At 65.3% G+C, this 26,092-nt stretch carries 20 protein-coding genes and 1 tRNA gene; 7 read left to right on the top strand and 14 right to left on the bottom strand.

Features of this window, described 5'->3' with window-relative positions:
- The 4 genes from HPT29_RS22020 to cpdR form a co-directional block, all read right to left on the bottom strand.
- Positions 1-606 carry a tetratricopeptide repeat protein gene (locus HPT29_RS22020; protein WP_173948070.1) on the bottom strand — a complete coding sequence of 202 codons (606 nt, stop codon included), beginning with the start codon at positions 604-606 and terminating at the stop codon, positions 1-3.
- 69 nt (positions 607-675) lie between these two features.
- Entirely contained in the window at positions 676-801 is a 126-nt protein-coding gene (ykgO, locus tag HPT29_RS22025) for a type B 50S ribosomal protein L36 (RefSeq protein WP_009763379.1), read from the bottom strand.
- 44 nt (positions 802-845) lie between these two features.
- Positions 846-920, bottom strand: a tRNA-Val gene (locus HPT29_RS22030).
- 89 nt (positions 921-1,009) lie between these two features.
- Positions 1,010-1,366, bottom strand: a complete 357-nt coding sequence (gene cpdR, locus HPT29_RS22035; protein WP_036361886.1) for a cell cycle two-component system response regulator CpdR — start codon at positions 1,364-1,366, stop codon at positions 1,010-1,012.
- Between the two features lie 174 nt (positions 1,367-1,540).
- Between cpdR and HPT29_RS22040 the strand changes: the two genes are divergently transcribed.
- The gene (locus tag HPT29_RS22040) at positions 1,541-2,431 is read left to right on the top strand and encodes an N-formylglutamate amidohydrolase (RefSeq protein ID WP_173948071.1); all 891 of its coding nucleotides are present in this window, start codon (positions 1,541-1,543) and stop codon (positions 2,429-2,431) included.
- A gap of 218 nt (positions 2,432-2,649) precedes the next feature.
- On the opposite strand, the gene HPT29_RS22045 is transcribed toward HPT29_RS22040, so the two are convergent.
- Positions 2,650-3,909, bottom strand: coding sequence for an MFS transporter (locus HPT29_RS22045; protein ID WP_173948072.1), 1,260 nt, complete (start codon positions 3,907-3,909; stop codon positions 2,650-2,652).
- A 117-nt stretch (positions 3,910-4,026) separates the two neighbouring features.
- Here HPT29_RS22045 and hisN point away from each other — a divergent pair, with 117 nt between their 5' ends.
- Positions 4,027-4,809: a histidinol-phosphatase gene (hisN, locus tag HPT29_RS22050; protein ID WP_173948073.1), complete on the top strand. Its 783-nt coding sequence runs from the start codon at positions 4,027-4,029 to the stop codon at positions 4,807-4,809.
- Here the strand turns inward: hisN and HPT29_RS22055 are convergent.
- A complete protein-coding gene (locus HPT29_RS22055) occupies positions 4,729-5,790 on the bottom strand; it encodes an alpha/beta fold hydrolase (protein WP_173948074.1) in 1,062 nt (353 codons plus the stop codon). The genes hisN and HPT29_RS22055 overlap by 81 nt on opposite strands.
- 188 nt (positions 5,791-5,978) lie before the next feature.
- On the opposite strand from HPT29_RS22055, the gene HPT29_RS22060 reads away from it, so the two are divergent.
- Positions 5,979-6,437 carry an Hsp20 family protein gene (locus HPT29_RS22060; protein ID WP_173948075.1) on the top strand — a complete coding sequence of 153 codons (459 nt, stop codon included), beginning with the start codon at positions 5,979-5,981 and terminating at the stop codon, positions 6,435-6,437.
- Between the two features lie 163 nt (positions 6,438-6,600).
- Here HPT29_RS22060 and HPT29_RS22065 read toward each other — a convergent pair whose 3' ends face one another.
- Positions 6,601-7,677: a threonine aldolase family protein gene (locus tag HPT29_RS22065; protein ID WP_173948076.1), complete on the bottom strand. Its 1,077-nt coding sequence runs from the start codon at positions 7,675-7,677 to the stop codon at positions 6,601-6,603.
- A 730-nt stretch (positions 7,678-8,407) separates the two neighbouring features.
- On the opposite strand from HPT29_RS22065, the gene gltB reads away from it, so the two are divergent.
- Both gltB and HPT29_RS22075 read left to right on the top strand, forming a co-directional pair.
- The gene (gene gltB, locus HPT29_RS22070) at positions 8,408-13,069 is read left to right on the top strand and encodes a glutamate synthase large subunit (protein ID WP_173948085.1); all 4,662 of its coding nucleotides are present in this window, start codon (positions 8,408-8,410) and stop codon (positions 13,067-13,069) included.
- An 18-nt stretch (positions 13,070-13,087) separates the two neighbouring features.
- A complete protein-coding gene (locus HPT29_RS22075; protein WP_173948077.1) occupies positions 13,088-14,509 on the top strand; it encodes a glutamate synthase subunit beta in 1,422 nt (473 codons plus the stop codon).
- A 71-nt stretch (positions 14,510-14,580) separates the two neighbouring features.
- Here the strand turns inward: HPT29_RS22075 and HPT29_RS22080 are convergent, their stop codons facing one another.
- Together HPT29_RS22080 and HPT29_RS22085 are read right to left on the bottom strand one after the other, a co-directional pair.
- Positions 14,581-15,825 (bottom strand): SGNH/GDSL hydrolase family protein, encoded by a 1,245-nt coding sequence (locus HPT29_RS22080; RefSeq protein ID WP_173948078.1) that lies wholly within the window; start codon positions 15,823-15,825, stop codon positions 14,581-14,583.
- Between the two features lie 57 nt (positions 15,826-15,882).
- Entirely contained in the window at positions 15,883-17,109 is a 1,227-nt protein-coding gene (locus HPT29_RS22085; RefSeq protein WP_173948079.1) for a lytic murein transglycosylase, read from the bottom strand.
- Positions 17,110-17,456: 347 nt separating this feature from the next.
- On the opposite strand from HPT29_RS22085, the gene HPT29_RS22090 reads away from it, so the two are divergent.
- Together HPT29_RS22090 and HPT29_RS22095 are read left to right on the top strand one after the other, a co-directional pair.
- Entirely contained in the window at positions 17,457-18,323 is an 867-nt protein-coding gene (locus HPT29_RS22090; RefSeq protein WP_259060768.1) for a UTP--glucose-1-phosphate uridylyltransferase, read from the top strand.
- A gap of 54 nt (positions 18,324-18,377) precedes the next feature.
- The gene (locus tag HPT29_RS22095; RefSeq protein WP_173946070.1) at positions 18,378-19,373 is read left to right on the top strand and encodes a KpsF/GutQ family sugar-phosphate isomerase; all 996 of its coding nucleotides are present in this window, start codon (positions 18,378-18,380) and stop codon (positions 19,371-19,373) included.
- Here the strand turns inward: HPT29_RS22095 and HPT29_RS22100 are convergent, their stop codons facing one another.
- From HPT29_RS22100 to HPT29_RS22120, 5 genes are all read right to left on the bottom strand, one after another.
- Positions 19,374-19,823 carry an NfeD family protein gene (locus HPT29_RS22100; protein ID WP_173946069.1) on the bottom strand — a complete coding sequence of 150 codons (450 nt, stop codon included), beginning with the start codon at positions 19,821-19,823 and terminating at the stop codon, positions 19,374-19,376.
- The gene (locus HPT29_RS22105) at positions 19,820-20,800 is read right to left on the bottom strand and encodes an SPFH domain-containing protein (RefSeq protein WP_173946068.1); all 981 of its coding nucleotides are present in this window, start codon (positions 20,798-20,800) and stop codon (positions 19,820-19,822) included. The genes HPT29_RS22100 and HPT29_RS22105 overlap by 4 nt, the downstream gene beginning before the upstream one ends.
- Before the next feature lie 59 nt (positions 20,801-20,859).
- The gene (gene hemH, locus HPT29_RS22110; RefSeq protein WP_173946067.1) at positions 20,860-21,921 is read right to left on the bottom strand and encodes a ferrochelatase; all 1,062 of its coding nucleotides are present in this window, start codon (positions 21,919-21,921) and stop codon (positions 20,860-20,862) included.
- Positions 21,922-22,063: 142 nt separating this feature from the next.
- Positions 22,064-24,271 carry a sensor histidine kinase gene (locus HPT29_RS22115; protein WP_210271972.1) on the bottom strand — a complete coding sequence of 736 codons (2,208 nt, stop codon included), beginning with the start codon at positions 24,269-24,271 and terminating at the stop codon, positions 22,064-22,066.
- A 234-nt stretch (positions 24,272-24,505) separates the two neighbouring features.
- Positions 24,506-26,017 (bottom strand): bifunctional metallophosphatase/5'-nucleotidase, encoded by a 1,512-nt coding sequence (locus tag HPT29_RS22120; RefSeq protein ID WP_259060268.1) that lies wholly within the window; start codon positions 26,015-26,017, stop codon positions 24,506-24,508.
- Between the last annotated feature and the right edge of the window lie 75 nt (positions 26,018-26,092).

A 26,092-nucleotide genomic window follows, 5' to 3' on the forward strand; every position in this document is an offset into this window, starting at 1 on the left:
TTAGAGATCCTGCCCGTCAACCTCCGGGCCGAGACGGTTCACGATAGTCTTCACGTCGGACATCTGAGGATTGATCGCGAGCACCTTCCGATAGGCATCGAGGGCCCTCGCCTTGTCGTCGGACGCCATGAGGATATGGCCGAGCCCGGTCCAGGCATTGAAATGGCGCGGCTCGATCTTCAGCGCCCGGTGAAGATCGGCCATGGCGCCGACCGGGTCGTCGAGCTGGTAGAAGACCGTCGCCCGCTTGTACCAGGCCTCCGCCCAGTTGGGCTGAAGCACCAGGACCCGGTCGATCAGTTCGATGGCGAGCGGATAATCCTTCTTGCCGAAGGCCTCGGCCGCGCGGTTCAGGAGAAGATCCGCCGTATCGGAGCCCGAACGGGCGAAGCGCCGCTCGATCAGGGACGAGATGCCTTCCGCCTCACGCTCGGTCTGGGCCTTGCCCAGGCGTTCGAAGAGTTCGTCCAGGGTGGAAGCCCGGGGACGCGCCTGAGGCGGCTGGGCCTGCTCCTTCGGATCCTTGGGACGTGCGGGCTCCTGCGCACCGGCCGTGTAGGACGCGAAGCTCAGGGATAAGATCAGTATGGACGCGAAAAAGCGCATGCCGGGATTTTAGGATCCCGGCATGCGCGGTCAATTCAGATTCTCGTGTGCGGCATTGCCGCAGCGAACTTAGCCCTGGCGAGCCTTGTAGCGCTTCTGGGTCTTGTTGATGATGTAGACCCGGCCCTTGCGACGAACCAGCTGGTTGTCGCGGTGGCGGCCGCGGATCGACTTCAACGAGTTACGGATCTTCATATCCGGTCTCCTGCGGCCCCTCGGGAAGGCCGGAAAAAAGAAAATGGTGGGCGCGGCTGGGATCGAACCAGCGACCCCTACGATGTCAACGTAGTGCTCTCCCGCTGAGCTACGCGCCCGGGAAACGGTGATTTTGACGTCCCGCTTCGGCTGTGGGGGCGATATACCCACAAGCGGGCTCTGGCGCAAGCCTGAAGGCCGCCCTTTTTTAGGCAGCCATCATTTTATCGACTTCGCTCACCAGGTCGCGCAGATGGAACGGCTTCGACAGGACCTTGGCGTCCCGCGGGGCCTGGGAATCCGGGTTGAGCGCAACGGCCGCGAAGCCGGTGATGAACATCACCTTGATCTCCGGGTCGAGCTCGGTGGCCTTGCGGGCCAGCTCGATCCCGTCCATCTCCGGCATGACGATGTCCGTCAGCAGGAGCTCGAAAGGTTCCTCGCGCAGGCGGTTATAGGCGGATAGGCCGTTGTCGAACGAGGCGACGTCGTAGCCTGCGTTCTCGAGCGCCTTCACGAGGAAGCGGCGCATGTCGTTGTCGTCTTCGGCAAGAAGGATCTTCATCGGTTGCCAATCCCGAATCGTGGCGGATGGTCTTACGCCCTTCATGACGGATCGAGGGTAAACAAGCCGTGAAAGTACGACGCAGCCTTGCTACGATATTGTCATGGACAGGCGGCGGGGCTGCCTTACACTAGCGCGACGATCCGCTTCCTTCCAACACAGCCAAGATTTCTGATGCGGCCAGCCATCGTCGATGAGTTCGACCCTCCCTTCATCGTCACCGAGCCTTCGGCCCAGACGATCCCCTTCGTGTTCAACGTGCCGCATGCGGGAGCCGTCTATCCGGCCGCCTTCTTAGCCGCGTCCAGGCTCGACGCCATCGCTCTGAGGCGATCCGAAGACGCCTTCGTGGACGAGCTGTTCGCCGCGATGACCGAACTCGGGGCTCCTCTCATGACCGCCCGCTTCCCCCGGGCCTATCTGGACCTGAATCGGGAACCCTACGAACTCGATTCCCGCATGTTCGACGGCCGCCTGCCGCCCTTCAGCAATACCCGCTCCATGCGGGTGGCCGGAGGGCTGGGGACCATTCCGCGCATCGTGGCCGACGGGCAGGAGATCTACCGCACGCGCCTTCACGTGGAGGAGGCCCTGCAGCGGATCGAATGGCTCTACAAGCCGTATCACCGGACCCTGCGACACCTCGTCCGCCATACGTCCCAGCATTTCGGCCACGCGGTCCTGATCGACTGTCATTCCATGCCCTCCTCCAGCGTCAGCCGCGAGGACGGAGCCAAGGCCGATATCGTCCTGGGCGATCGCTACGGCACGAGCTGCGCCACCCTGCTGGTCGACCTTGTGGAAGCAGCGCTCAGGGGACGCGGCTACACCGTCCTCCGCAACAAGCCCTACGCGGGCGGCTTCATCACCGAACATTACGGGGAGCCCGCTCTCGGGCGCCATGCGCTCCAGATCGAAATCAACCGGGCGCTCTACATGGACGAGCGCAGCATGCAGAGAAAACCCGGCTTCGCCGTCCTGGCGGATGACCTGACGCAGGCCTTCGCCCAGGTCATCTCGGAGATCGAGGGTGAGCTGACGATTCGGTCCATTGCGGCGGAGTGATCCCGACGCGCATATCCCGCTGACAGGCAACTAGGTCCGCATCGGCGCACCGTGCCTCGCACTCTCGTCCGGGCAAGAAAAAAGGCCACTGTTGCCAGCGGCCCGAAGTTTAGGGAGGAAACGCCCAAGAAGGGCTACGATAAGGCGACGCCATCGCCATATCGCACTGCAATAATTACGCCGCATCGCACAAATTGCAACCAAAATCTTGGCTTTTGTCATGCCTTATCTGCATGGCTGCTGGGATGCGGATCGATGGCCCTGACATAGAAGGCAAGGCTCAGCAGCAGCCAACCCGCCAAGGCAGCGAAAACGAGCCTATATCCCTCGGGCCGGTAGAGGCCCTGGTCGGATCGCCCCATGAGGTCGATCAGCATGCCCGTCACGCTCTGGGACAGGAAGGCGCCGCCCATGGTGCCGATATTCATGAGCGTGATGCCCCGGCCTGTCAGTGTCGCCGGGAACAGCGACTTTCCATGGCTGGTGAGGATGGGCGTATAGGCGACGCAGAGGCCGAAGAGCGGAAACCAGATTGTTGCGGAGGTCCGGTCGAGGGGCGCGAGGACGAGGACGCTCAGGAGAAGGATCGTCGCCGAGCTGCCGATCAGGACGGGTTTCTTGTAGCTGCTCCAGAACCGGTCCATCGCCCCCCAGAGCAGCATGCCACAGATCTGCGCCGTGGCACCCAGGAGCAGGATGTTTCCTCTCGTGGGAAGATCCGCCCCGTGCACATCCGACAGCCAAGGCCCGCCCCAGAGCCCGATCACGGAAGCGAAGCATCCATAGGTGGTCAGGTGCATGAAGAACACCGGCCAGAAAGACGGTGCCTTCAGGGCGGCGGCCACGCCCTGGAAGGCGGCCGCCCAGGATTCCTTCGGCCGGGCCGAGTCGGAATCCCGAGGCACGATCCACAGGATCGCCAGCACGATCACGACCGTCAGAACTGCGACCGCGAGGAACGAGGGGCGCCAGCCGAAGGCGGCGGACGCGGCCGCCAGGGGAGCCGTCGCAGCCAGGGTGCCGAGATTGGCCAGGCCCATCTGCAGGCTCGTGAGCCCGGCAAACCGCTCCGGCGGGAAGCGCCGGGCATAGATCACGAGGGGTGCCATGAAAAAGGTGGAGCAGCCGAGTCCCATGAGGGCCCGGGCCGCGATGAGCCAGGAGGCGGACGGAGCCAGAGCGAACAGGACGGTTCCTGCCACCGTCACCACGGCGGTCGCCACCATGGTCCGCTTGGGCCCGTACCGGTCGATCAGGATGCCGATAGGGATCTGGACCGCCGCGAAGGCGAAGAAGAAAGCGCTGGACAGGAGACCGGTCTGGGTGGCCGAGAGATCAAGCTCTCGGGCCAAGTCGTTGGCGATGACGCCGATGGAATTGCGCAGGAACTGGCTGACCGCATAGAGGGCGGCGAGCACCGCGATCAGGAGCAGCGCCGTTTCCGAGCGGGTGGTGCCAAGCCTGGGCGCAAAATTCATCGATGCCATATCCCTTGGCGCAATCGCTCTCTTGCCGCGCGCCAAGCGCTTGATAAAAGCTGATCGCAACCGGGCCAAGGCTGCCCGCATTAGCCTTTAAGAGGATACCGCTCAGCCATGGGGCTCATCGACTTCACGCATTTCGTCAACGAGCTCGCGACCCAGTCGGGCCAGGCGATCCTTCCCTTCTTCCGCACGGCGATCGCCACCGAGGACAAGTCCCGCGGCGGCGCCTTCGATCCGGTGACGGAAGCCGACCGGGCGAGCGAGGCGACCATGCGTCACCTCATCAAGCGCAGCTTTCCCACCCACGGCATCGTCGGCGAGGAGTTCGGCGCCGAGCGCGAGGATGCGGATTACGTCTGGGTTCTCGACCCGATCGACGGCACGCGGGCCTTCATCGCCGGTCTGCCCACCTGGGGCACGCTGATCGGGCTGACCTACAGGCGCCGCCCGGTCTTCGGCATGATGCACCAGCCCTTCACCGGCGAGCGTTTCTTCGGCGACGGCGGCAGCGCGACCTACCGGGGTCCCGGCGGCGAGCGCAAGCTCATGACCCGCCGCTGCGCTTCCCTGAAGGACGCGGTCATCTCCACCACGAGCCCGCGCCTCTTCGCCGGCGACGAGCTGCGCGCCTACGACCGGGTGGAGAGCGTCGCCCGCCTCGCCCGCTACGGCTGCGATTGCTATGCCTATTGCATGCTGGCCGCGGGCCACATCGACCTCGTGGTCGAATCCGGGCTCAAGTCCTACGACATCGCGGCTCTCGTGCCGATCATCGAAGGGGCCGGTGGCGTCGTGACCACCTGGGAGGGCGGCTCAGCGGCCGATGGCGGGCGCATCGTCGCGGCGGGCGACCGCCGGGTCCATGCCGCCGCCGTCGAGCTGCTCAGCCGTTAAGCCAACCGCGGCAAGATCGCGCTTCGTCCCCCCGTCCGGATCCGGGGACCCCGGGATGAAGGCATCGAAGGCGGCCCAGAACTGCTCCCGGATCGGATCACGTTCCATCAGGATCTCGTGCCGGGCGCCCGGGATCACGATGACGGAGCCGGCCTTGAGCCGGGAGGCGAAGCGCTCGGTCGCCGGCGTGGCGCAGACCGGATCTGCGCCGGCCGCCACGATGAGCGTGGGCAGGCGGATCTTCACCGCATAGCGCGGATCGGCGAAGCGCTTCATCAGGCGGAAGGCGCCGTCGAGCCAGGCGACGGTGGGCGCGCCCACGGCTCCGGCCCCGATGGCATGCGCCGCCTCGGCATTGCGGGCATAGCGGACGGGATCGCCGGTCAGGCGGTTGCCCTTGAACGGCATGGTGGAGATCGACGTTTCGCCCCCGCCGGGCACGAACATGCCGCCCATTCCGAGAAATTTCAGGATTCGGGCAAAAATCGCCGAGGTGCGGGTGCGCCTGATGATGCACAGCGCGATCATGGGTGTCGTGGTGACGAGGCGGCGGAAGGGCAGCCAAGTCTCATAGGCGGCATTCAGCGCAATGGCACCGCCCATGGAATGGGCCAGGCCGAAATGCGGCTGGGGCATGTGCGGCACAAGGATCTGGTCGCGGATCGCCTCCAGGTCGTGCCGAAAATCCGAAAAGCGCCGGACATGGCCCTTACGCGGATTGCCCACCTGCCGTCCGGACAGCCCCTGCCCCCGCCAGTCGAAGGCGACGACGGCAAAGCCCCGGTCGAGCAGTTCGCCCACGACCTCGAAGTACTTTTCGATGAACTCCGCCCTTCCCTGGAGGATGCAGACCGTTCCCTGCGGCTCCTCCGTTTCCGGCATCCAGGTGGCGGCCCGGATCTTGATGCCGTCGCGGGCCGTGACGGTGACCAGCTTGGGGTCGCCAGGGACGGGATTATCGGGGGTGGTGATGAATTCCACGGCGGGTTCCAACTCGAAAACACTAGCCTTTATAGGGCGGTCCGAGCTTAGGAAACGAGCCTCTTGAAAGCAATCGTATCCGCTCCCACATCGAAGTCGTGCCGGCCATGACGGCGGCACCCTAACCCGGATCCAGCCTCTTCAGGTGGATTCTTGTTCTGCATGTCGCTTCAAGCGGAGGATATGCCATGCGACAGTACGATCTTGCTCCCCTCTACCGCAATACGGTCGGTTTCGACCGTCTGTTCTCGATGCTCGATCAGCTCGTCAGCGTCGATGCGGCTCCGAGCTACCCGCCCTACAACATCGAGCGCACCGGCGACAATGCCTATCGCATCTCGATCGCGGTTGCCGGCTTCACCGACCGTGACCTGACCATCGAGGTCAAGGAAAACACCCTCTCCGTCCGGGGCGACCGCAAGCCCTCCGAAGAGCGCAAGGCCGACGTGCTCCATCAGGGCATCGCGGCGCGCAGCTTCGACCGGCGCTTCCAGCTGGCCGATGGCGTGCAGGTGACGGGGGCGGCCCTCGAGAACGGCCTCCTCCACCTCGACCTCGTGCGCGAGATTCCGGAGGCCAAGAAGCCGAAGCTCATCCCGATTTCCTCGAACGGCGCCCGGACCATCGAAGCCAAGCAGGCTGCGTAACCGGATTCCAGAGCCCCAAACGAAGAGCGCCCCGGTTCGTCCGGGGCGCTTTTTTTATTGTCGGATCCTGGTCCTTGGTATCCCGCTGGGGCTGGAGGGGCCCCGTCGGTCAAGGGTCTCTGGCGACAAGGAATCGCGGGTGATTGCGGCAGGGATAGGGCAATCACTCGGCGGCTTGGCGCGCTACCCCGGAAGAAGCGACCTCCAGGAGCTGGTTCACGTCCTCTTCCCTTGTGGCCCAGGAGGTCACGAGACGGATCAACACCTCGTGATCGGCGACCCCCTCGGCCTCCGGCAGGCTCAGCTCCGTCCAGGAATGATAGTGGATTCCGGCAGCCTTCAGCGCCTGATCAAGGGATTTCGGGATGATCGGGAAAACCTCGTTGGCCTGGGTCGGCCAGGCGAGGCGCACGCCCGGCAGCTGCGAGAGCCCGTCCGACAGACGTCCCGCCATGCGGTTGGCGTGGCGCGCATTGGCGATCCAATGGTTGTCCGCGAAATAGCCCTCGAACTGCGCCCCGATGAGGCGGCCCTTGGAGATGATCTGGCCGGCGCGCTTGGAACGATAGTCGAGCGCCTCCGCCAGGTCCTTCCGGAACACCACGATGGCCTCGGCCATCAGGCCGCCGTTCTTGGTGGCCCCGAAGGACAGGATGTCCACGCCCTGCTTCCAGGTCATCTCGGCCGGGGTGCAGCCGAGGGAGACGAGCGCGTTCACGAAGCGCGCTCCGTCCATGTGGAAGGACAGTCCATGCTCGCGGCAGACCGCTCCCAGGGACGAGAGCTCGTCGAGCCCGTAAACGAGGCCGCACTCGCTCACCTGCGAGACCGACAGCGCCTTCGGGGGCATCTGCTTGACCGCTTTGGGCAGGCTCCTGAGATAGGCGGCAACGTCCATGGCCGTCAGCTTGGCGCCGACACCCGGCAGCCCAGCGAGCTTTGCCCCGTGCATGAAGAATTCCGGTGCGCCGCATTCATCGTCGATGATGTGCGCCTCGCGGTGGCAGACGCAAAGGCCGTAGGGAGGCACCGCGGCCGACAGGGCAAGCGCATTGGCGGCCGTCCCGGTCGTGACGAAGAACACCGAGATCTCGCGTTCGAAGATCTCGTTGAACCGCGTCCTGACGCGGGAGGAGATCTCGTCGTTGCCGTAGGCCGCCATGGCCCCGGCATTGGCCTGCATGATGGCTTGGAGAACGGGAGCGCTGGCTCCCACGATGTTGTCGCTGGCGAAATTCATGAACGGCTTCCTAGAGCATCGGCTGGGAAAGGGGAATGCCTGTTCTGGGCATGGCCAGGATGCTCCTCCTGCTGGGAATGTGCCGAAACGCTGCATCGCAGCCAACATGTCAAGATCATTGACCCATCGGTGGAGACTTTCGTCCCCATGGGGTAAAAGCTGCTTTTGTTACATTCCGAGTCGTTTGCTTGTAACTTTTGTCTAAAATCTTTCTAAACCCTCTTGTGCGCTGCGTTGATCTCTGGCACTTTGCCCTTATTAGGACAGCCATGCTGTCCCTTTTGGGGTGTGCTCACCCTGACTTTCGCCCTGGGGTTTTCTTGATGCTTCGCCTGACGCGAACGAAACGAGATACCAAGAAAGCCGCCCGCAAAACGTGGGCGGAACGGGCGACTCTGGGCTGACGACAGCCCAAAGGTGCCCGCGAGGTGCGGGCTCCCCTGCCGGACCCACCCCTCGAAACCCGAAGAAGCGGCGGGCGCCCGGACGATCCGATCATCCGGTGGGCCCAAAAGCCGCCTCAAAGAACAGCGCATCGTTCGTGCGGAAAAGTGAACGCTTTTTTCCTACGAACCATGCGCAGGCTAGAAACGGTGCATCGGGTTGATCCCAAAAGTGGGCGCCACTTTTGGAGCCGATGCCGAGATGACGTGTTCGGATGTGAGGATCTGCCATGAGCGATGAGCCGACCAAGAGCCTGGAAACCCAAGTGCCAAGCCGTACGGCCGCGATGGCGGATACGGTCAAAGTGGTGCGCGATCCGGGCCTGCCGGCTGCTCAAGGGCTTTACGACCCGTCTAACGAGCAGGATTCCTGCGGTGTCGGGTTTATCGCCGACATGAAGAACCGCAGGTCGCATGCGATCGTCGAGCAAGGCCTGTCCATCCTGCACAACCTCGATCACCGCGGCGCGGTCGGCGCCGATCCCAAGATGGGCGACGGCTGCGGCATCCTGGTTCAGATCCCGCACAAGTTCTTTGCCGCCGAATGCGCCAAGGTCGGCATCTGGCTTCCCGAGGAGGGACAGTACGGTGTCGGTCATCTGTTCATGCCCCGCGACCCGGAAGGCTTCCAACTCGTCGAGGAGATCGTCACCAAGGCGATCACCGATGAGGGCCTGCAGGTTCTCGGCTGGCGCGACGTGCCGGTCGATTCGAGCGATCTCGGCGAGAGCGTGAAGGCCACCGAGCCGCAGCACCGCCAGATCTTCATCGGCAAGGGCAAGGGAATGGACGATGCCGAGACCTTCGAGCGTCGCCTGTTCATCGCCCGCAAGGTGATCTCCAACGCCGTTTACGACATGAAGGATGGGCGCACCGCAGGCTATTACCCGGTCAGCCTGTCCTCGCGCACTATCGTCTACAAGGGCATGGTGCTCGTCACGCAGCTGCGCGACTACTATCTCGATCTGCAGGATGAGCGCTTCGAGAGCGCCATCGCGCTCGTGCACCAGCGCTTCGCCACCAACACCTTCCCGACCTGGCAGCTCGCGCATCCCTACCGCATGGTCGCCCATAACGGCGAGATCAACACCCTGCGGGGCAACGTGAACTGGATGGCGGCCCGCCAGGCCTCCGTCGATTCCGAGCTGTTCGGCAACGACATCTCGAAGCTCTGGCCGATCTCCTACGAGGGTCAGTCCGACACCGCCTGCTTCGACAACGCGCTCGAGTTCCTGGTGCGAGGCGGCTACTCGCTCTCGCACGCCATGATGATGCTGATCCCGGAGGCCTGGGCCGGCAACCCGCTCATGAACGACGATCGGCGCGCGTTCTACGAGTATCACGCAGCCCTCATGGAGCCGTGGGATGGCCCGGCGGCCGTGTGCTTCACCGACGGCAAGCAGATCGGCGCGACGCTGGACCGCAACGGCCTGCGTCCGGCACGCTATCTCGTGACGGATGACGGGCTCGTGGTGCTCGCCTCCGAAATGGGCGTGCTGCCGATCCCGGAGGAAAGGATCGTCGAGAAGTGGCGCCTGCAGCCGGGCAAGATGCTGCTCATCGACCTCGAGGAAGGCCGCATCGTCTCCGACGACGAGATCAAGCAGCAGCTCTCGCAGGCGCACCCCTACAAGGAGTGGCTGAAGCGCACGCAGATCGTGCTCGAGGACCTGAAGCCCGTCCAGGCCAGAGAGTCCCGCACGGACGTGTCGCTCCTCGACCGCCAGCAGGCCTTCGGCTACACGGCGGAGGACCTCAAGCTTCTCATGCAGCCCATGGCCGTCACCGGTCAGGAGGCGGTCGGCTCCATGGGATCGGACACGCCGATCTCCGCGCTCTCCGACAAGCCGAAGCTGCTCTACACCTATTTCAAGCAGAACTTCGCCCAGGTGACGAACCCGCCGATCGATCCGATCCGCGAGGAGCTCGTCATGAGCCTGGTTTCGTTCATCGGCCCGCGTCCGAACATCCTCGATCTGGAAGGCACCTCGCGCCGCAAGCGGCTCGAAGTGCGCCAGCCGATCCTCACCAACGAGGATCTGGAGAAGATCCGCTGCATCGGGCATTTCGAGGACCGCTTCGACACGAAGACCCTCGACATCACCTATGACGCGGAACTCGGAGCCGCCGCTCTCGACGGGGCGCTCGACCGCCTCTGCGACCGGGCGGAAGCGGCCGTGCACGGCGGCTACAACATCATCATCCTGTCCGACCGCATGGTCGGCCCGGACCGCATCCCGATCCCGGCGCTGCTGGCGACCGCGGCCGTGCACAACTACCTGATCCGCAAGGGCCTGCGCACCTCGGTGGGCCTGGTGGTCGAGTCCGGCGAGCCGCGCGAGATCCATCACTTCGCGTGCCTTGCCGGATACGGCGCGGAAGCGATCAACCCGTATCTCGCCTTCGAGACCATCGCGGCCATGCTCGAGGCCGGCGAGCTGCCGGAAGAGGTGGATGCCGACGAGGCGATCAAGCGCTACATCAAGTCCATCGGCAAGGGCCTGCTCAAGGTGATGTCCAAGATGGGCATCTCCACCTACCAGTCCTATTGCGGCGCGCAGATCTTCGACGCGGTCGGCCTGAAGTCCGAATTCGTCGCGCGCGATTTCTTCGGCACCGCGACGACCATCGAAGGCATCGGCATGGACGAGGTTGCGGAGGAGAACGTCTGCCGCCATCGCGACGCCTTCGGCGACGCACCGATCTACCGCAACGCGCTCGATGTCGGCGGCGAATACGCCTATCGCCAGCGCGGGGAGGTCCATGCCTGGAATCCCGATACGGTCGCGACGCTGCAGCACGCCGTTCGCCTGAACGCGCAGGACCGGTACCGCGAATACGCCCGCCTCGTGAACGAGCAGGACAACGAGCTCAAGACCATCCGCGGCCTCTTCCGCATCAAGACGGCAGACGAGGCGGGCCGTGCGCCCGTCGCCCTGAGCGCGGTCGAGCCGGCGCAGGAGATCGTGAAGCGGTTCTCCACCGGGGCCATGTCGTTCGGGTCGATCTCGAAGGAGGCGCACGAGACGCTGGCCCTCGCCATGAACTCAATCGGCGGCAAGTCCAATACCGGCGAAGGCGGCGAGGAGCCGGAGCGCTTCCGGCCTCTCTCCGACGGACGCTCCAAGCGTTCCGCCATCAAGCAGGTGGCCTCCGGCCGCTTCGGCGTGACGACGGAATATCTCGTCAATGCCGACATGATGCAGATCAAGGTCGCGCAGGGCGCCAAGCCCGGCGAAGGCGGCCAGCTGCCCGGTCACAAGGTCGACGTGAAGATCGCCCGCGTGCGCCACTCGACTCCCGGCGTAGGCCTGATCTCGCCGCCGCCACACCACGACATCTACTCCATCGAGGACCTGGCGCAGCTGATCTTCGACCTGAAGAACGTGAACCCGGCGGCCGACGTGTCGGTGAAGCTCGTGGCGGAAGTGGGCGTCGGCACGGTTGCGGCGGGCGTCGCCAAGGCGCGCGCCGATCACATCACGATCTCCGGCTTCGAGGGCGGCACCGGCGCCTCGCCCCTCACCTCGCTCAAGCATGCCGGCTCCCCCTGGGAGATCGGCCTCGCCGAGACCCAGCAGACCCTCGTGCTCAACCGCCTGCGCGGGCGTGTCGCCCTGCAGGCCGATGGCGGTCTGCGCACCGGACGCGACGTGGTGATTGCGGCGCTTCTCGGGGCCGACGAATACGGCTTCTCGACCGCCCCCCTGATTGCCGCCGGCTGCATCATGATGCGCAAGTGCCACCTCAACACCTGCCCGGTCGGCGTCGCCACGCAGGATCCGGTGCTGCGCAAGCGCTTCAAGGGCCTGCCGGAACACGTCATCAACTACTTCTTCTTCGTCGCCGAGGAAGTGCGCGAGCTGATGGCCGAGATGGGCTTCACGTCCATCGACGAGATGATCGGTCAGTCCGATCTCCTCGACAAGAACGCCGCGATCGATCACTGGAAGGCGAAGGGCCTCGACTTCACGAAGCTGTTCCATAAGCCGGACGTGCCCACGAGCGTGGCGATCCGTCATCAGGAACGGCAGATCCACCCCATCGCCAGCGTGCTCGACCGCACGTTCATCGCGCAGGCTGGTCCCGCGCTGGAGAACGGCGAGGCCGTCACCATCGAGTCGCAGGTGAAAAGCTCCGACCGCACGGTGGGCGCCATGCTGTCCGGCGAGGTGGCGACGCGCTACGGCCACGAGGGCCTGCCCGACGACACGATCACCGTGAAGCTGAAAGGCGTCGCGGGCCAGAGCTTCGGCGCATGGCTCGCGGCCGGCGTGACGCTCAACCTGGAGGGTGAGGCGAACGACTATGTCGGCAAGGGGCTGTCGGGCGGCAAGATCATCATCAGCCCGTCCTCGGCCTCGAAGGCTCTCCCTGAGAACTCCATCGTCGTCGGCAACACGGTGATGTACGGGGCGATTGCCGGTGAAGCCTATTTCCGCGGTGTCGCGGGCGAGCGCTTCGCCGTGCGCAACTCGGGCGCTATCGCGGTGGTCGAGGGAACGGGCGATCACGGCTGCGAATACATGACCGGCGGCCTCGTGGTCGTGCTGGGACAGACCGGCCGCAACTTCGCAGCCGGCATGTCGGGCGGCATCGCCTATGTGCTCGACGAGGACGGCACGTTCGGGAAGCGCTGCAACCTGTCCATGGTCGATCTCGAGCCCGTCGAGGAGGAGGAGGACCTGATGCGCCGTCTCCACCATCATGGCGGCGATCTGGAGACCAAGGGCCGCATCGACATCATGGCCAACATGTCCGGCCCCGATGAAGAGCGCCTGATGCAGCTCATCACCAACCACCACACCTATACGGGCTCGACGCGCGCCAAGGAGATCCTCGACAACTGGACGACCTACCGCACCAAGTTCGTGAAGGTCATGCCGGTCGAGTATCGCCGCGCGCTCCAGGAGATGGACCGTCTCCGGAACCTGCAGGCGGCGGAATAAGGATTAAGGGGCAAACCGATGGGCAAGGTCACAGGCTTTCTCGAATACGACCGGCAGGAGCAGAAGTATCAGCTCGCCGGGGAACGCGTGCGCCACTTCCGCGAGTTCACGCTGCCGCTTGACGACAACGACCTGAAGAAGCAGGCGGGGCGCTGCATGGATTGCGGCATCCCCTTCTGCCACGGTCCGACGGGCTGTCCGGTGCACAACCAGATCCCGGACTGGAACGATCTGGTCTGGTCCGACGACTGGGAGGAGGCTGCGCGCAACCTCCACACCACCAACAACTTCCCGGAATTCACCGGCCGCATCTGCCCGGCTCCGTGCGAGGAAGCCTGCACGCTCAACCTCGAGAACCAGCCGGTCACCATCAAGACCATCGAGCAGGCGATCGCCGACAAGGCCTGGGAGATGGGCTTCGTGAAGCCAGAGCCGGCGGACATCTCGACCGGCAAGCGCGTGGCCGTCATCGGCTCGGGCCCAGCCGGCATGGCGGGCGCCCAGCAGCTCGCCCGCGCGGGTCATGAGGTGCATGTGTTCGAGCGCCAGGCGAAGCCCGGCGGGCTGCTGCGCTACGGCATCCCCGACTTCAAGATGGAGAAGTACCACATCGACCGCCGCGTGAAGCAGATGGAGGCGGAAGGCGTGATCTTCCATTGCGGCGTCAATGTCGGCGTCGACAAGAGCTTCGCGTCGCTGCACAATGAATTCGACGCGGTGCTCTTCGCCGGCGGCGCGGAGGACCCGCGCAACCCGAACCTGCCGGGGCAGGATCTCGCCGGGGTACACTACGCGATGCCCTATCTTGTCCAGGCCAACCAGCGCGTCGGCAACGAGGACGTCACCGCCGATCCGATCCTCGCGGCCGGCAAGCATGTGGTGGTGATCGGCGGCGGCGACACGGCCTCCGACTGCGTCGGCACCGCCTTCCGCCAGGGCGCGCTCTCCGTCACGCAGCTCGACATCCGTCCCAAGCCGCCCGAGCGCGAGGACAAGCTGACCGTTTGGCCCTACTGGCCGACCAAGATGCGCACCTCCTCGTCCCAGGCGGAAGGTGCGGAGCGCGAGTTCCAGGCGGCAACGCTCGGCATCGAGGGCAAGAAGGGCCGCGTCATCGGCGTGCAATGCGCCCGCGTGGACGAAAAGCGCCAGCCGATTCCCGGCAGCGAGTTCCTGCTCAGGGCGGATCTCGTCTTCATCGCCATCGGCTTCGCCGGTTCGGTGAAGGCGGGCCTGCTGGACGAATCCGGCGTCGCCCTGGACCGTCGCAGCAACGTGGTGGCGGACGACAGGAGCTACCGGACGTCGAGCGAGAAGGTGTTCGTGGCCGGCGACATGCGTCGCGGCCAGTCGCTCGTGGTCTGGGCCATCCGGGAGGGCCGCCAGGCCGCCCGCTCGATCGACAGCTTCCTGATGGGTCAGAGCAGCCTGCCGGTGTGAGCCGACGGCGTGCGTGCAAGCAAAAGGCGGTTCATGCGAAATGAACCGCCTTTCTTGTTGTCTGGGTATCGCTACGGATGAGGCCAGCGGAAATCGTCCGCCCGACCGGGGCGTGAGCCGGGGGCGATTCCTACCCTCAGCGCGCGCTGCACCGTGTAGGCACTGTCCCCGGTGAGCTTCGGCGGGGCCGAAACCAGCGTTCCACCGGGAGCCACGTCCTGGCGGGTGAGCGGCAGGACGGGCCCGATCAGCGGCTTCGAGGGCAGCGTGACCGGTGCGGCGGCATCCGGTGGCGCCGGGATCGCCGCTTCGATGGAGGGCGCTGAAGACCCATCCGCCGGGGTGATGTCGGCGGGTCTGGGAACGGCTGCCGTCGCCGTTCCGCCTTGGCCCAGGATCCGCTTGATCTCGGTGTCGGCGAAGAACGCGACCTTGCGCGCGCCGGCGCGGGTGAAGAACATGCCCTCGTTGGTGCGCAGCTTGGCGGGCTCGCCGTCCACATCGGGCCCCTCGGCCGTGTAGCGGTTCTCGTCGTCCACGAAGCCCGGCCAGATGTCCACATAGGCGCCGCCGCCCCGCTGGACGCTCTCCTTGTAGATCTCGTTGATGGCAACCAGATCCTCCGTCGCCTTGCTGTTCTTCATCGGCGGCAGGCCGATCCAGACGAAGGGGATCTTGCGCTCCCTGAAGGTGTTCACGATGGCATCGACACGCTGGCGGTAAAGCTCCTTCCACCGGTCGGTCAGGGGCTCGACGGTTTCCTCGCCCTCCCGGATCGCCTGCCGGTCGCTGGTGCCGAGCATGACGACCGCCACGGTGGCCTTCTGCCCGCCATCGAGGGTGGCCTTGATGAAGTTGGGCCAATCGGCCGCATCCGTCCGGATGAGGCTGACGTCCCTGGTCTTCGGCACGACCGCCACATCCTGGTTCTCGGCGAAATGCGCGTCCAGTCCCTGGCGGGCATATCCGGCCAAGGCATCCCCGAACACAACCACATGGGTGCTCGGATCGACCTTCGGCTTTTCCTGCTTGGCCACCGCAGCGGCTGGCGGGGCGGACTTGCGGGGGCGGGCGATGGGTGCACGGGCGGCCGGCGGAGGCTCGTCGGGAACTCCGAAGAAGCGCCGGAGGCTGAAGCCCTGCTGCGGCTGAGGCTGCGCGGGCTGCACGAGCTTTCCCGGATAATAGCCCGGAGGATAGGCCCGCAGATCGCGCTGGCCGGGCTGCTGGTAAGACCCGGACTGGGCCAGGGCACCCCCGGTCCCGGCAAGAAGCAGGGCGAGGGTCGCGCAGCGAAGGATCGGCACCAGGGTCATAGGCGGTTCCACTTCATTCCGGACCAGCCTCGAGTATAGAGCCTGTTAGGAACTCCGTCAGCGGGTCGCGCGCAATTCGCGCAGGACCGCATAATCGGCATAGCCATCCGGGATCAAGCCACGGCGCAGCTGGAAGTTCCGGACGGCTTCCCGGGTCCTGGAGCCGAGCTTGCCGTCGGTGGTGCCTTCATAGAACCCGAGGCCCGCCAGCCGCTCCTGCAGTTCCTGGCGCTGATCCTTGTCGAGCATGGGCTGGTCCTTGGGCCAAGCCCCCTGGATCGGCAGCCCGCCCTGGATCCGGTCGCCGAGATGGGCGACGCCCATGGCATAGGCGTCGGAGGAGTTGTACGCCTTGATCACGTCGTAGTTGCGGGTGACCAGGAAGGCGGGACCGCCGGCACCGCCCGGCAGGAACAGCGTCGCCTCGCCCGAGCGGGGCATCGCCTTTCCATCGGCGCGCCGGACGCCCACGGCCTGCCAGCGGGCGAAGTCCTGCCTCAGGTGCCGGTAGTCGAAGCCGCGCGGCAGCGCCACCTCGAAGCCCCAGGGCAGGCCCGGCTCCCAGCCGTGCTGGCGCAGGTAATTGGCGGTCGACGCCATGGCGTCGGGCACTGAGGACCAGATGTCCCGGATCCCGTCCTGGTTGCCATCGACGGCGAACTTCATGAAGCTCGAGGGCATGAACTGGGTCTGGCCCATGGCGCCGGCCCAGGATCCCAGCATCTTGGAGCGGTCGATGTGCTCGCCCTCGAGGATCTGCAGGGCGGTGAGAAGCTCCTCCCGGAAGAAGTCGCCCCGGTAGCCGGTATAAGCCAGTGTCGCCAGCGCACGGACCGCATAGATCGAACCGGTGAAGCTGCCGAAATTGGTCTCCATGCCCCAGACGCCGAGCACGACGGAACGCGGGACGCCATAGGTACGCTCGACCGCAGCCAGGGTCTTGGACCACTCGGCCGCCATGTCCTGACCGCGCTTCAGGCGCTGGGCCGAGATGGCGCCGTTGATGTAATCCCAGATCGGCCGGACGAATTCCGACTGCTTTTTCGTGAGCGCGACGATCTTGGCGTCAGGCTCGACGCCCCGGAACGCCTCCTCGAATGTCCCTCGCGACACGCCCCGCGCCTTGGCCGCCGGCCAGAGTCCCTGCACGAAGCCCTGGAACCCGGCCCGGGAGGCCTCCTGCGCCTGCACGGGAAGAGGAATGCACACCGCACCTGCGGTGAGGGTCAGACCGAGAAGGAGTGCGCCAGACATTCGGCGCACCAGGGACAGCGGCTGGCGCATGGACGTCGCTCTTGGAAACAGGACAGATCTGCCCTGCCAATGCGACACTAAGCAGGTTAACAGCCGGTTGATAGCTCCCCCATTTGAGAGTGCGTCCATATGTGCCGAGGTGCCGGGGTCCGGACAATCCGGCTGGGCGTCCTCCTCAAAACCGCCCATGTTTGCAGCTTAACCACAGGAACTCATCGTTCAGTCAGGTCCTGAGCTGCAATGAGGCGCACGCGACAATGAAACCTCGGCAGCGCTCCCGCGTTGGAAGGGGCCGAAGCTTGACAGTTACCGGTTTCTTTTTGCTCGCCCTGACTTAAATTACTCCTCCCTCTTGATGCTCAATCATGGCCCGATCAATGAAGCGTATCCGCAAAGCAGTCCTTCCCGTCGCCGGCCTCGGCACCCGGTTCCTGCCTGCCACCAAGGCCGTTCCCAAGGAGATGCTCTGCGTCGTCGACCGCCCCGTGGTGCAGCATGTGGTGGATGAGGCGCGCGCCGCCGGAATCGAGCACTTCATCTTCGTCACCGGCCGCAACAAGGCGGTGATCGAGGACCATTTCGACATCGCGTACGAGCTGAACCGGACCCTGGAGAGCCGCAACAAGACGAAGGAGCTCGAGATCCTGGCCAAGGACCAGCCCCGGGCCGGCCAGACGAGCTTCACCCGCCAGCAGGAGCCCCTCGGCCTCGGCCACGCGGTCTGGTGCGCCCGCGAGCTCGTGGGCGACGAGCCCTTTGCGGTGATCCTGCCCGACATGCTCAGCCGCGGCTCCATGGAACAGATGATCGCCGCCTACGACCGGCATGGCGGCAACATCATCGCCGTGGAGGAGGTGCAGGAGGACCAGACTCACCAGTACGGCATCGTGTCGGTCGGCCAGGAATTCGGCCAGACTTTCGAGATCACCGGCATGGTGGAGAAGCCCCCGAAGGGCACCGCCCCGTCCAACTACATCATCTCCGGCCGTTACATCCTGCAGCCCGGGATCTTCGACCTGCTCTCCACCCAGGAGCGCGGCGCCGGCAACGAAATCCAGCTCACGGATTCCATGATCCGCCTGATGAAGGATCAGCCGTTCTTCGGCATGAAGTACCAGGGCAAGACCTACGACACCGGCTCCAAGATCGGCTTCCTCATGGCCAACGTGGCCTATGCGATGGAGCGCGAGGAGTTGTCCGCCGAGTTCCGGCGGGAGCTCGAGGCGCTGCTGCGTCAGAAGTAAGCGAAGACCCGCCGAGGGTTCCTCATGCCCGCCCCTCTGTGTTAGAGGGCGGGCATGGCACTTGCAAGACCAGCCCCCCATTCTCCCGATCCGGCCGTCGCCTCGGCCCTGCGCACGCTCGAAACCGAGCGGGACGGCCTGACGATCCTGATGGAGGCCATCGGCAACGGCCTCGGCCCGCTCTTCACGGCCGCGGTCGAAACGTTGGCCGACGCCAAAGGCCGTGTCATCGTGACCGGCATGGGCAAGTCCGGCCATGTGGGCCGCAAGATCACCGCCACGTTCGCGTCGACCGGGACCCCGGCCCATTACGTCCATCCCGCGGAGGCGAGCCACGGCGACCTGGGCATGATCCAGACGGACGACGTGATCATCGCCCTGTCCTGGTCGGGAGAGACTGCGGAACTCGCCGACATCATCGGCTATTCTCGGCGCTTCCGGGTGCCGCTGATCGCTCTCACGTCGAGCGCTGAATCGACGCTTGGGCGTGCCGCCGACATCTGCCTCACCCTGCCCAAGGCCAAGGAAGCCTGCCCCAACGGGCTGGCGCCCACCACCTCGACCACCATCCAGCTCGCCCTCGGAGATGCCCTCGCGGTCGCCCTTCTGGAGAAACGCGGCTTCACGGCGGAGCACTTCAAGGTATTCCACCCCGGCGGCAAGCTCGGCGCCCGGCTCAAGCTGGTGCGCGACATCATGCACAAGGACGAGCGCCTGCCGGTCGTCGGCGTCGGGGCACGCATGGACGAGGCGATCGGCGAGATCGGCCGCAAAGGCTTCGGGGCCGTGATCGTGGTCAACGGCGACGGCACCCTCGCGGGCATCGTCACCGATGGCGACCTGCGCCGCAACCTGAAACCGGACCTGATGACCCTGCCGGTGACGGCGATCATGACCAAGACGCCCCGCACGATCGCTCCGGACGCCCTCGTGGCGACGGCTCTCGAGATGGAGGAGGCGTCCCGGATCACCGCGTTGATCGTGGTCGAGAACAACCGCCCCGTGGGCCTCGTGCACTACCTCGACCTGCTGCGCGCAGGCGCGGCCTGATCAGGGATCGTCGACCACGAGCGTCGCTCCCTCGACCCGCACGACGCGGACCTTGGCGCCGGCGAATCGGTCGGCGCCGGTCACCCGCCAGGAGCTGTCGTCCACCCGGATCCGACCCTCGCCGTCCTTAATCGGCGTCTCGAGGGTGAAGACCCGCCCGACGAGGGATTGGCCGCGCTGATTCAGCGGCGCGGCCGCGGCGTCCGGCTGCGTCTTCGAGCGGGTGACGTACCGCCCCAGGATCACCGCTCCGACGGACAGGAGCGCGAAGAGGAGCGCCGCGGCCTGCCAGGACAGGCCGAGCACCGCATCCAGCAGTCCCGTGGCGACGGCCGCTAGACCGAGCCACAGGAAGAACGAGCCCGGAGCGAGAAGCTCGATTCCGATCAGGACGACACCGAGGATGATCCACGCCCAGGCCCCGAGGCCGATGAACGCATCGGCGATCATGAGCGCTCTGCTCCACCCGCGACCGGGACGCTGCGGACAGGCTTAACGCCGGCCCCGCCCTCGCCGAAGACCGATCTGGTGAATTCCGCGATACCTCCGAGGGTTCCGGCAAGACCCGCCGCCTCGATGGGCACGATCACCACCTTCTGGTTCGGCGCCGAGGCCAGCGCGCGGATCGCGTCGATGTATTTCTCCGCCACGATGAAGTTGGCGGCGGCGAGATCGCCCCGGGTGATGGCCTCGCTGACCATTCCGGTGGCCTTGGCCTCGGCCTCCGCCTGCCGCTCGCGGGCCTCCGCGTCGCGGAACGCCGCTTCCTTCCGGCCTTCGGCCGCGAGGATCTGCGATTGCTTCTGACCTTCGGCCCGCAGGATTTCCGCCTGCCGCAGACCCTCCGCCTCGAGCACGGCGGCGCGCTTCTCGCGCTCCGCCTTCATCTGCCGCGCCATGGCGCCGGCGAGATCCTGAGGCGGGAGGATGTCCTTGATCTCGACCCGGGTGACCTTGGCCCCCCAGGGGGAGGCTGCGGCATCGACGACCCGCAGGAGCCGCTCGTTGATCTCGTCGCGATGGGAGAGAAGCTGATCGAGATCCATGGACCCCACGACCGTGCGGATGTTGGTCATGGTCAGGACCAGGAGCGCCTGGTTCAGATCGGCCACCTCATAGGAAGCCTTCGCGGCGTCGAGCACCTGATAGAAGGCCGCGGCATCGATGGTCACGCCGGCATTGTCCCGGGTGAAGGCCTCCTGGCTCGGAACGTCGAGCACCTGCTCCATGACGTTCACCTTTTTCCCGATCTGATCGATATAGGGCACGATCAGGCCGAGGCCCGGGGTGAGCGTGCGCGAATAGCGCCCGAACCGCTCGACCGTATAGGCATAGCCCTGAGGAACCGTCCTGATGCCCATGGCGATCGTCACCACGACGACGAGCACCAGAACGATGACGAAGATGTCGAAACCACTCAGCAGCATGAGCCCCCCGGGCAACCTCGTTGCAGAGGGCTCACGCTAGCGCAAAGAGGCTTGGAGTCCTAGATCCAGCCTTGCAGCTCGCGCTCGACGATGTGGTTGATGACCCGCATGCCGTCGTCGCTGTCGTTCAGGCAGGGCAGATAGGCGAATTCCTCGCCGCCGTTGTGCATGAAGATCTCGCGGTTCTCGCCATTGAGCTCTTCCAGGGTCTCCAGGCAATCGGCCGAGAAACCGGGAGCCACGATGGCCATGCGCTTCACGCCGCTTTTGGCGAGCGCCTCCACGGTCTTGTCCGTATAGGGCTGGAGCCATTCCGCCGTGCCGAAGCGGGATTGGAAGCTCATGCGGAACCGGTCCGGCGACCATCCGAAGGCCTCCCGCATCAGGCGCCAGGTCTTCACGCACTGGCAGTGATAGGGGTCGCCTTTCAGCAGGTATTCCTTGGGCACGCCATGGAACGACACGAGAATCACTTCCGGCTCGAAGGTGAGCTTCGCCAGCTCCTTCTTCATCGAGGCCACGACCGAATCGATATAGACGGGATCGTCGTGGTAGGGCGGCGAGACCCGCACGCTCGGCTGCCAGCGCATGTCCATCAGCGCCCGGAAGGCTTGGTCGCAGGCCGTCGCCGAAGTGGCGGCCGCATATTGCGGGTAGAGCGGCACCAGGAGGATGCGGTCGCAGCCCTGGTCGAGCAGGGCTTGAATGCGCTCGCGAACCTCCGGCTTGCCGTAGCGCATGGCCCAATCGACCGTGATCCTGTCGCCCGCAACGCTTTTCAGGTGATCGGTGACCTTCTCCGCCTGGTTGCGCGTGATGGTCTTGAGCGGGCCCTCGTCGCGCTCGTTGTTCCAGATCGTGGCGTAGTCGCGGCCCTTGGGGCCGGGGCGCTTGGTGAGGATGATCAGGTTGAGGATCGGCCACCACAGGAGACGGGGCGTCTCGATCACGCGCCGGTCCGACAGGAACTCCTTCAGATAGGCGCGCATGGGCCAGTAGCTGGTGCCCTCGGGCGTGCCAAGGTTCATCAGAAGCACGCCGATCCGCCCGGTTCGTACGGCCGGGTGGTCCACCGGGCGCACGCCCTGGCGAAGATCGGTCAGACTCACACTCTCGTTCATGAATAGCCCCTTGGCCGCGGGATCCGAGACACGAATCCCGCTTTCGCTGCCGCTTAGATAGAAGTTTCAGGCTGTTCCGCCAACAGGACGCCTGATCGCATCGTCGGGATCGGCTGCAAACAGGCTTTGCACGCCAGCTGGGTCAGACGCCCATTTCCGGAAACCGCGCCTGCTTGAGCACGGCGTCGATGGCAACGCGCAATCCCGTCGGATTGAAATCGGTTTCCACCTTGGCGTTGAGCTGCGTGGCCAGCACCCGGTGCAGCAGGCGCGAGCCGAATCCCTGTCGGGTGGGGGCCGACACGGCCGGGCCTCCCCGCTCTTCCCAGGTGAGCCTGAGCCGGGTCCCGTCCTCCGCCGGCTCCGCTTCCCACGAGATGGCCACGTGACCGCCGGGGACCGACAGCGCTCCGTATTTCGCCGCGTTGGTCGTCAGTTCGTGGATCGCCATGCCGATGGGTACGGCCGCCTCGGAGGGCAGATCAACGGCAGGACCGTCGAGAACGATTCTCTCGCCCCGGGTGTCGTTGTAGGGCCGAAGCTCCTTCTCCAGGATCTCGCGCAGGGACGCGGTCTGCCACACGGCTTCGGTCAGCAGGGAATGCGTGTTGGCGAGCGAGATGATGCGCCCGACGAAGGCCTGATAGAAATCGTCGATGCTCAGGGCGGAGCGCGCGGTCGCGCCCACCACCGCCTGGACCGTGGCCAGGGTGTTCTTCACCCGGTGATGGAGTTCGCGGATCAGCAGGGATTGCTGCGTCTGCGCCTGCTTACGCTCCTCGATCTCGCCCTGAGCATTGCGGTAGAGGCGGCTGTTCTCGAGCGCGATGGCCGCCTGGGCGGTCAGACCGGCCAGAAGGCGCTCGGAGCGGCGATTGAACATGCCCGCCCTCTCGTGCCCGAAGACGAGAATGCCGTGGACGTCCCCTGTCCGCAGAACCACCGGCACGGCCAGGATGCTGCGGATCACGGGCGCGTCCGCCGTCGCATCCATCGTGAAGGGCGTGCCGTCGTGCCCCTGCTCCACGGCGATATTGTCAAGACGAACCGTCCTGCCCTCCCGGAACGCCGGAGCGCAGATCTCCCAGATGTTCACGAGGGCAAAGGCGTCGCGGAGCCCGGCGGGCTCGAACTTGCCGTAATGCTCGCTTCCCTCCTGGGATGCGCCGCAAAAAAAGGCACCGAACTGTGCGTCGGTCAGCTCGATCCCGGCATCGACGACGCTCTCGATGATGCGGTCGAGATCGAGTTCGGCCGCAAGCACGCTGCCCGTACGGTTGAGGACTTCCAGGGCCGCGGTTTCCGTCCGCAATTCGCTTGTCCGCAGCGCCACCTGCCGCTCGAGCAGCGCCGCGTTGGCGGCCTGCTCCTGGAACTGCTCGGACGCCAGCACCGTGAGCGCGAGCAGCGCCAGAAGGGCGATCAGTGCGAAGGCCCCATAGAGTCGGGTCTGGACGAACCAGGGCGTCCAGTACGCATCCTCCGGCATGCTGACATTGATGTAGAGCGGCATTGCGCCGACCTGGCGATAGGCTCCGACACGCTCCTGGTTCATGCTGATGAAGGAATAGAGCCCGGCCCGGTTCGCCGAAGCGAGCGCCGTGTCGAACGCCGCCTTGTCGATGGGCGCGAAGGAGAGGCCATCGGGCGGCGGAGGATGCTGCGCGATGACCGTGGCATCGGAGGCGCGCAACAGGGCGACCCGGCTGCCCTTCGGCAGTCGGATCTTCGACCAGTAATCGTAGAAATAGGACAGGGAGACGGTGACCGCCGCGGTGCCGCCGAATTCCGCGCTGCCGGCTTGGAGACGGCGGCTGATCATGAATGTCGGTGTCTTCGTGACCCGACCCAGGATCGGCTCCCCAATGAACAAGCCCTGATCGGCGGCAATCTGCGCATTGAAGACGTCCCTTCCGGACAGATTCGTTTTCGGGGCCGGGAATTGCGCCGACGTCAGGCGCAGTCGTCCGCTCGAGTCGTTGAGCCACACGTCCTCGATATAGGGTAACGCCTCCTGAACCGCGTGGATCTGCTGCCACAAGACCGTCGAGCCTTCCACCTGATCCCAGCTCTGTCCCTGCATGAGGGCGGTGGTCTGCTTCAGCGTCAGATCCGTCACCTCCAGGAGTCGGGCCGTATGATCGGCCAGAAAGAAGGCCGCGTTTCGAAGGTCGTCCTCGTTGCGCTGGATCAGGCGGTTGCGCTGTTCCCAGGCGATGTAGCCGAAGGTCAGGAGAATGAACGCGACACCGAACAGGCCCATGAACAGAGTGAGACGCCCGCGCGCAAGGGAACGGCGACGCCGCTTCTGGGACAGGCTCATCGATTCAGGGCGCGTGTAATACTGCAAGGGGAGATCACTTTAGTGTGGGAGATTCGCCGTTGCGCGGCCAGAATGGCACAGCAAACGCCTTTGATGGAGAGGGAATTTACGTCTCGCTTTCCGGTTGACCAGAGGCAGGCGAACTATCGCGCCGCAGATCGGCGACAAATGCGCCCGAACGTCACGTCCGCTACACTGTTCCACGAAAAACGCCGGAGTTCGCAGGAACCCCGGCGCAGCAATGATCGCCGACCGATGCGGTCAGCGCAGGACGACGCGGCCCTCGACCTTCGGCGACACTTTTCCGGTCTTGGCCACGTAGTCGATCACCTGCGTGGCCATCAGCTGGCTCGCCGAGACATCGACCAGCGACTTGGCTTCCGTGAACACGCGGTAGCCGTCGCCGCCGCGGGCCATGAAGTCGTTGGTGGCCAGCTTGTAGGTCTTGGCGGGATCGAGCGGCTCGCCGTTGATCTTGACCGACTTCACCCGGCTGCCGACCGGCTCCTTCACGTCGACTTCCGCCACGATGCCGGAAACCTGCGGGAAGCGGCCGCCGAGCTCGCGCACTTGGCTGACGCCGTTCTCGAGCGCCGTCTTGATCTGGGCTCCGGTGACCTCGAGCAGCACCGTGGTGTTGCCGAAGGGCATCTCGGCCAGGATATGGCGGCGGGTCAGCTTCTGGCCGGCCTCGTACTGCTTGTCGGCGCGCAGGCCGCCGCCGTTGGTGATGGCCACGTCGGCGCCGACCGAGGCCTTGAGTGCGTCGGCCACGAGATTGCCCATGGCGGCCTCGCCCCCGCGGACCGTGGCGCGGCGGCTGTCGAGGGGCGTTTCCGTCATGCCGATCTCGACGTCGAGTTCCTTGGAAAGCTTGTCCTCGTAGCCCTTCACCACGGCCTCGATCTCCGGATCGGGCTTCACCGTGGCGCTGTCGACGATGCGGAAATTGGGCGTCCAGGTGACGGTGGTCTTGCCGTCCTTGGTGGCCTTCGTCACGGCGAGCTCCGTCACGACGACGTAGTTGCCCTGCGATTCCGACTCGGTCAGCGCGACCTTGCCGTCGTAGAAGGCCAGGAGGTGCTCGTCATGGCCGCCGATGATCACGTCGACCCCGGCCGAACGGGCGATGATCATATCCACCTCGAGAGGGGTGTGGGCAACTGCCACGACGATGTCGGCCCCCTTCTCGCGCAGCTCCTTGGCCTTGGCACGGGCCGTGTCGATGGTGGAGGAGAACTTGATGGTGCCGGGGCTCGAGGCGATCGGGGTATCTTCCGTGGTGAGGCCGAAGAAGCCGACCTTCACGCCCTGCACGTCGATCATCTTGTCGGGCTTGGTGTTGGCCGGAAGGCCGTTGCCGTCGACGATGTTGGTGGCGAGCACGTCGAACTTGGCCTCCGCCATGCGGGCCCGGAAGGCAGCGTCGCCGAGGTCGAATTCGTGGTTGCCCGGCGTCATGGCGTCGACGCCCATCCGGTTCAGGATGTCGATGACGTGGGCACCCTTGTCGAAGCCCGACAGGAGCGACGGGGAGATGGTGTCGCCCGCATGGATGAAGAAGGCATTCCCCTTGGCCTTCTCCTCCTTGATCACGGTGGCGAGCTTGGCGAAGCCGCCACGACCCTTCTCCGGGCTCATGCGGTCGATATCGTTGGTCTGAACGAAGCGGATGGTCACGGCCTCCTGCGCCAGGGCCGTGCCCGACAGAAGCATGGACAATCCGAGAAACCCGGCGCGAAACGCAGCGGAAGGGCGGCTCTGAAACATCATGAAGGTCCTCGTAGAAGGTTGGAACCATGGCTCACGGCCCTGGAACCTAGACCGGCAACGTGTCACAGAAGTAAC

Source organism: Microvirga terrae (assembly GCF_013307435.2).
Lineage (GTDB): Bacteria > Pseudomonadota > Alphaproteobacteria > Rhizobiales > Beijerinckiaceae > Microvirga > Microvirga terrae.

What these genes read in the sequence shown, in the direction of transcription:
- HPT29_RS22020 (WP_173948070.1), bottom strand. Translation starts at nt 606, where the DNA reads ATGCGCTTTTTCGCGTCCATACTGATCTTATCCCTGAGCTTCGCGTCC.
- ykgO (WP_009763379.1), bottom strand. Translation starts at nt 801, where the DNA reads ATGAAGATCCGTAACTCGTTGAAGTCGATCCGCGGCCGCCACCGCGAC.
- cpdR (WP_036361886.1), bottom strand. Translation starts at nt 1,366, where the DNA reads ATGAAGATCCTTCTTGCCGAAGACGACAACGACATGCGCCGCTTCCTC.
- HPT29_RS22040 (WP_173948071.1), top strand. Translation starts at nt 1,541, where the DNA reads ATGCGGCCAGCCATCGTCGATGAGTTCGACCCTCCCTTCATCGTCACC.
- HPT29_RS22045 (WP_173948072.1), bottom strand. Translation starts at nt 3,909, where the DNA reads ATGAATTTTGCGCCCAGGCTTGGCACCACCCGCTCGGAAACGGCGCTG.
- hisN (WP_173948073.1), top strand. Translation starts at nt 4,027, where the DNA reads ATGGGGCTCATCGACTTCACGCATTTCGTCAACGAGCTCGCGACCCAG.
- HPT29_RS22060 (WP_173948075.1), top strand. Translation starts at nt 5,979, where the DNA reads ATGCGACAGTACGATCTTGCTCCCCTCTACCGCAATACGGTCGGTTTC.
- HPT29_RS22065 (WP_173948076.1), bottom strand. Translation starts at nt 7,677, where the DNA reads ATGAATTTCGCCAGCGACAACATCGTGGGAGCCAGCGCTCCCGTTCTC.
- gltB (WP_173948085.1), top strand. Translation starts at nt 8,408, where the DNA reads ATGGCGGATACGGTCAAAGTGGTGCGCGATCCGGGCCTGCCGGCTGCT.
- HPT29_RS22075 (WP_173948077.1), top strand. Translation starts at nt 13,088, where the DNA reads ATGGGCAAGGTCACAGGCTTTCTCGAATACGACCGGCAGGAGCAGAAG.
- HPT29_RS22080 (WP_173948078.1), bottom strand. Translation starts at nt 15,825, where the DNA reads ATGACCCTGGTGCCGATCCTTCGCTGCGCGACCCTCGCCCTGCTTCTT.
- HPT29_RS22085 (WP_173948079.1), bottom strand. Translation starts at nt 17,109, where the DNA reads ATGCGCCAGCCGCTGTCCCTGGTGCGCCGAATGTCTGGCGCACTCCTT.
- HPT29_RS22090 (WP_259060768.1), top strand. Translation starts at nt 17,457, where the DNA reads ATGAAGCGTATCCGCAAAGCAGTCCTTCCCGTCGCCGGCCTCGGCACC.
- HPT29_RS22095 (WP_173946070.1), top strand. Translation starts at nt 18,378, where the DNA reads ATGGCACTTGCAAGACCAGCCCCCCATTCTCCCGATCCGGCCGTCGCC.
- HPT29_RS22100 (WP_173946069.1), bottom strand. Translation starts at nt 19,823, where the DNA reads ATGATCGCCGATGCGTTCATCGGCCTCGGGGCCTGGGCGTGGATCATC.
- HPT29_RS22105 (WP_173946068.1), bottom strand. Translation starts at nt 20,800, where the DNA reads ATGCTGCTGAGTGGTTTCGACATCTTCGTCATCGTTCTGGTGCTCGTC.
- hemH (WP_173946067.1), bottom strand. Translation starts at nt 21,921, where the DNA reads ATGAACGAGAGTGTGAGTCTGACCGATCTTCGCCAGGGCGTGCGCCCG.
- HPT29_RS22120 (WP_259060268.1), bottom strand. Translation starts at nt 26,017, where the DNA reads ATGATGTTTCAGAGCCGCCCTTCCGCTGCGTTTCGCGCCGGGTTTCTC.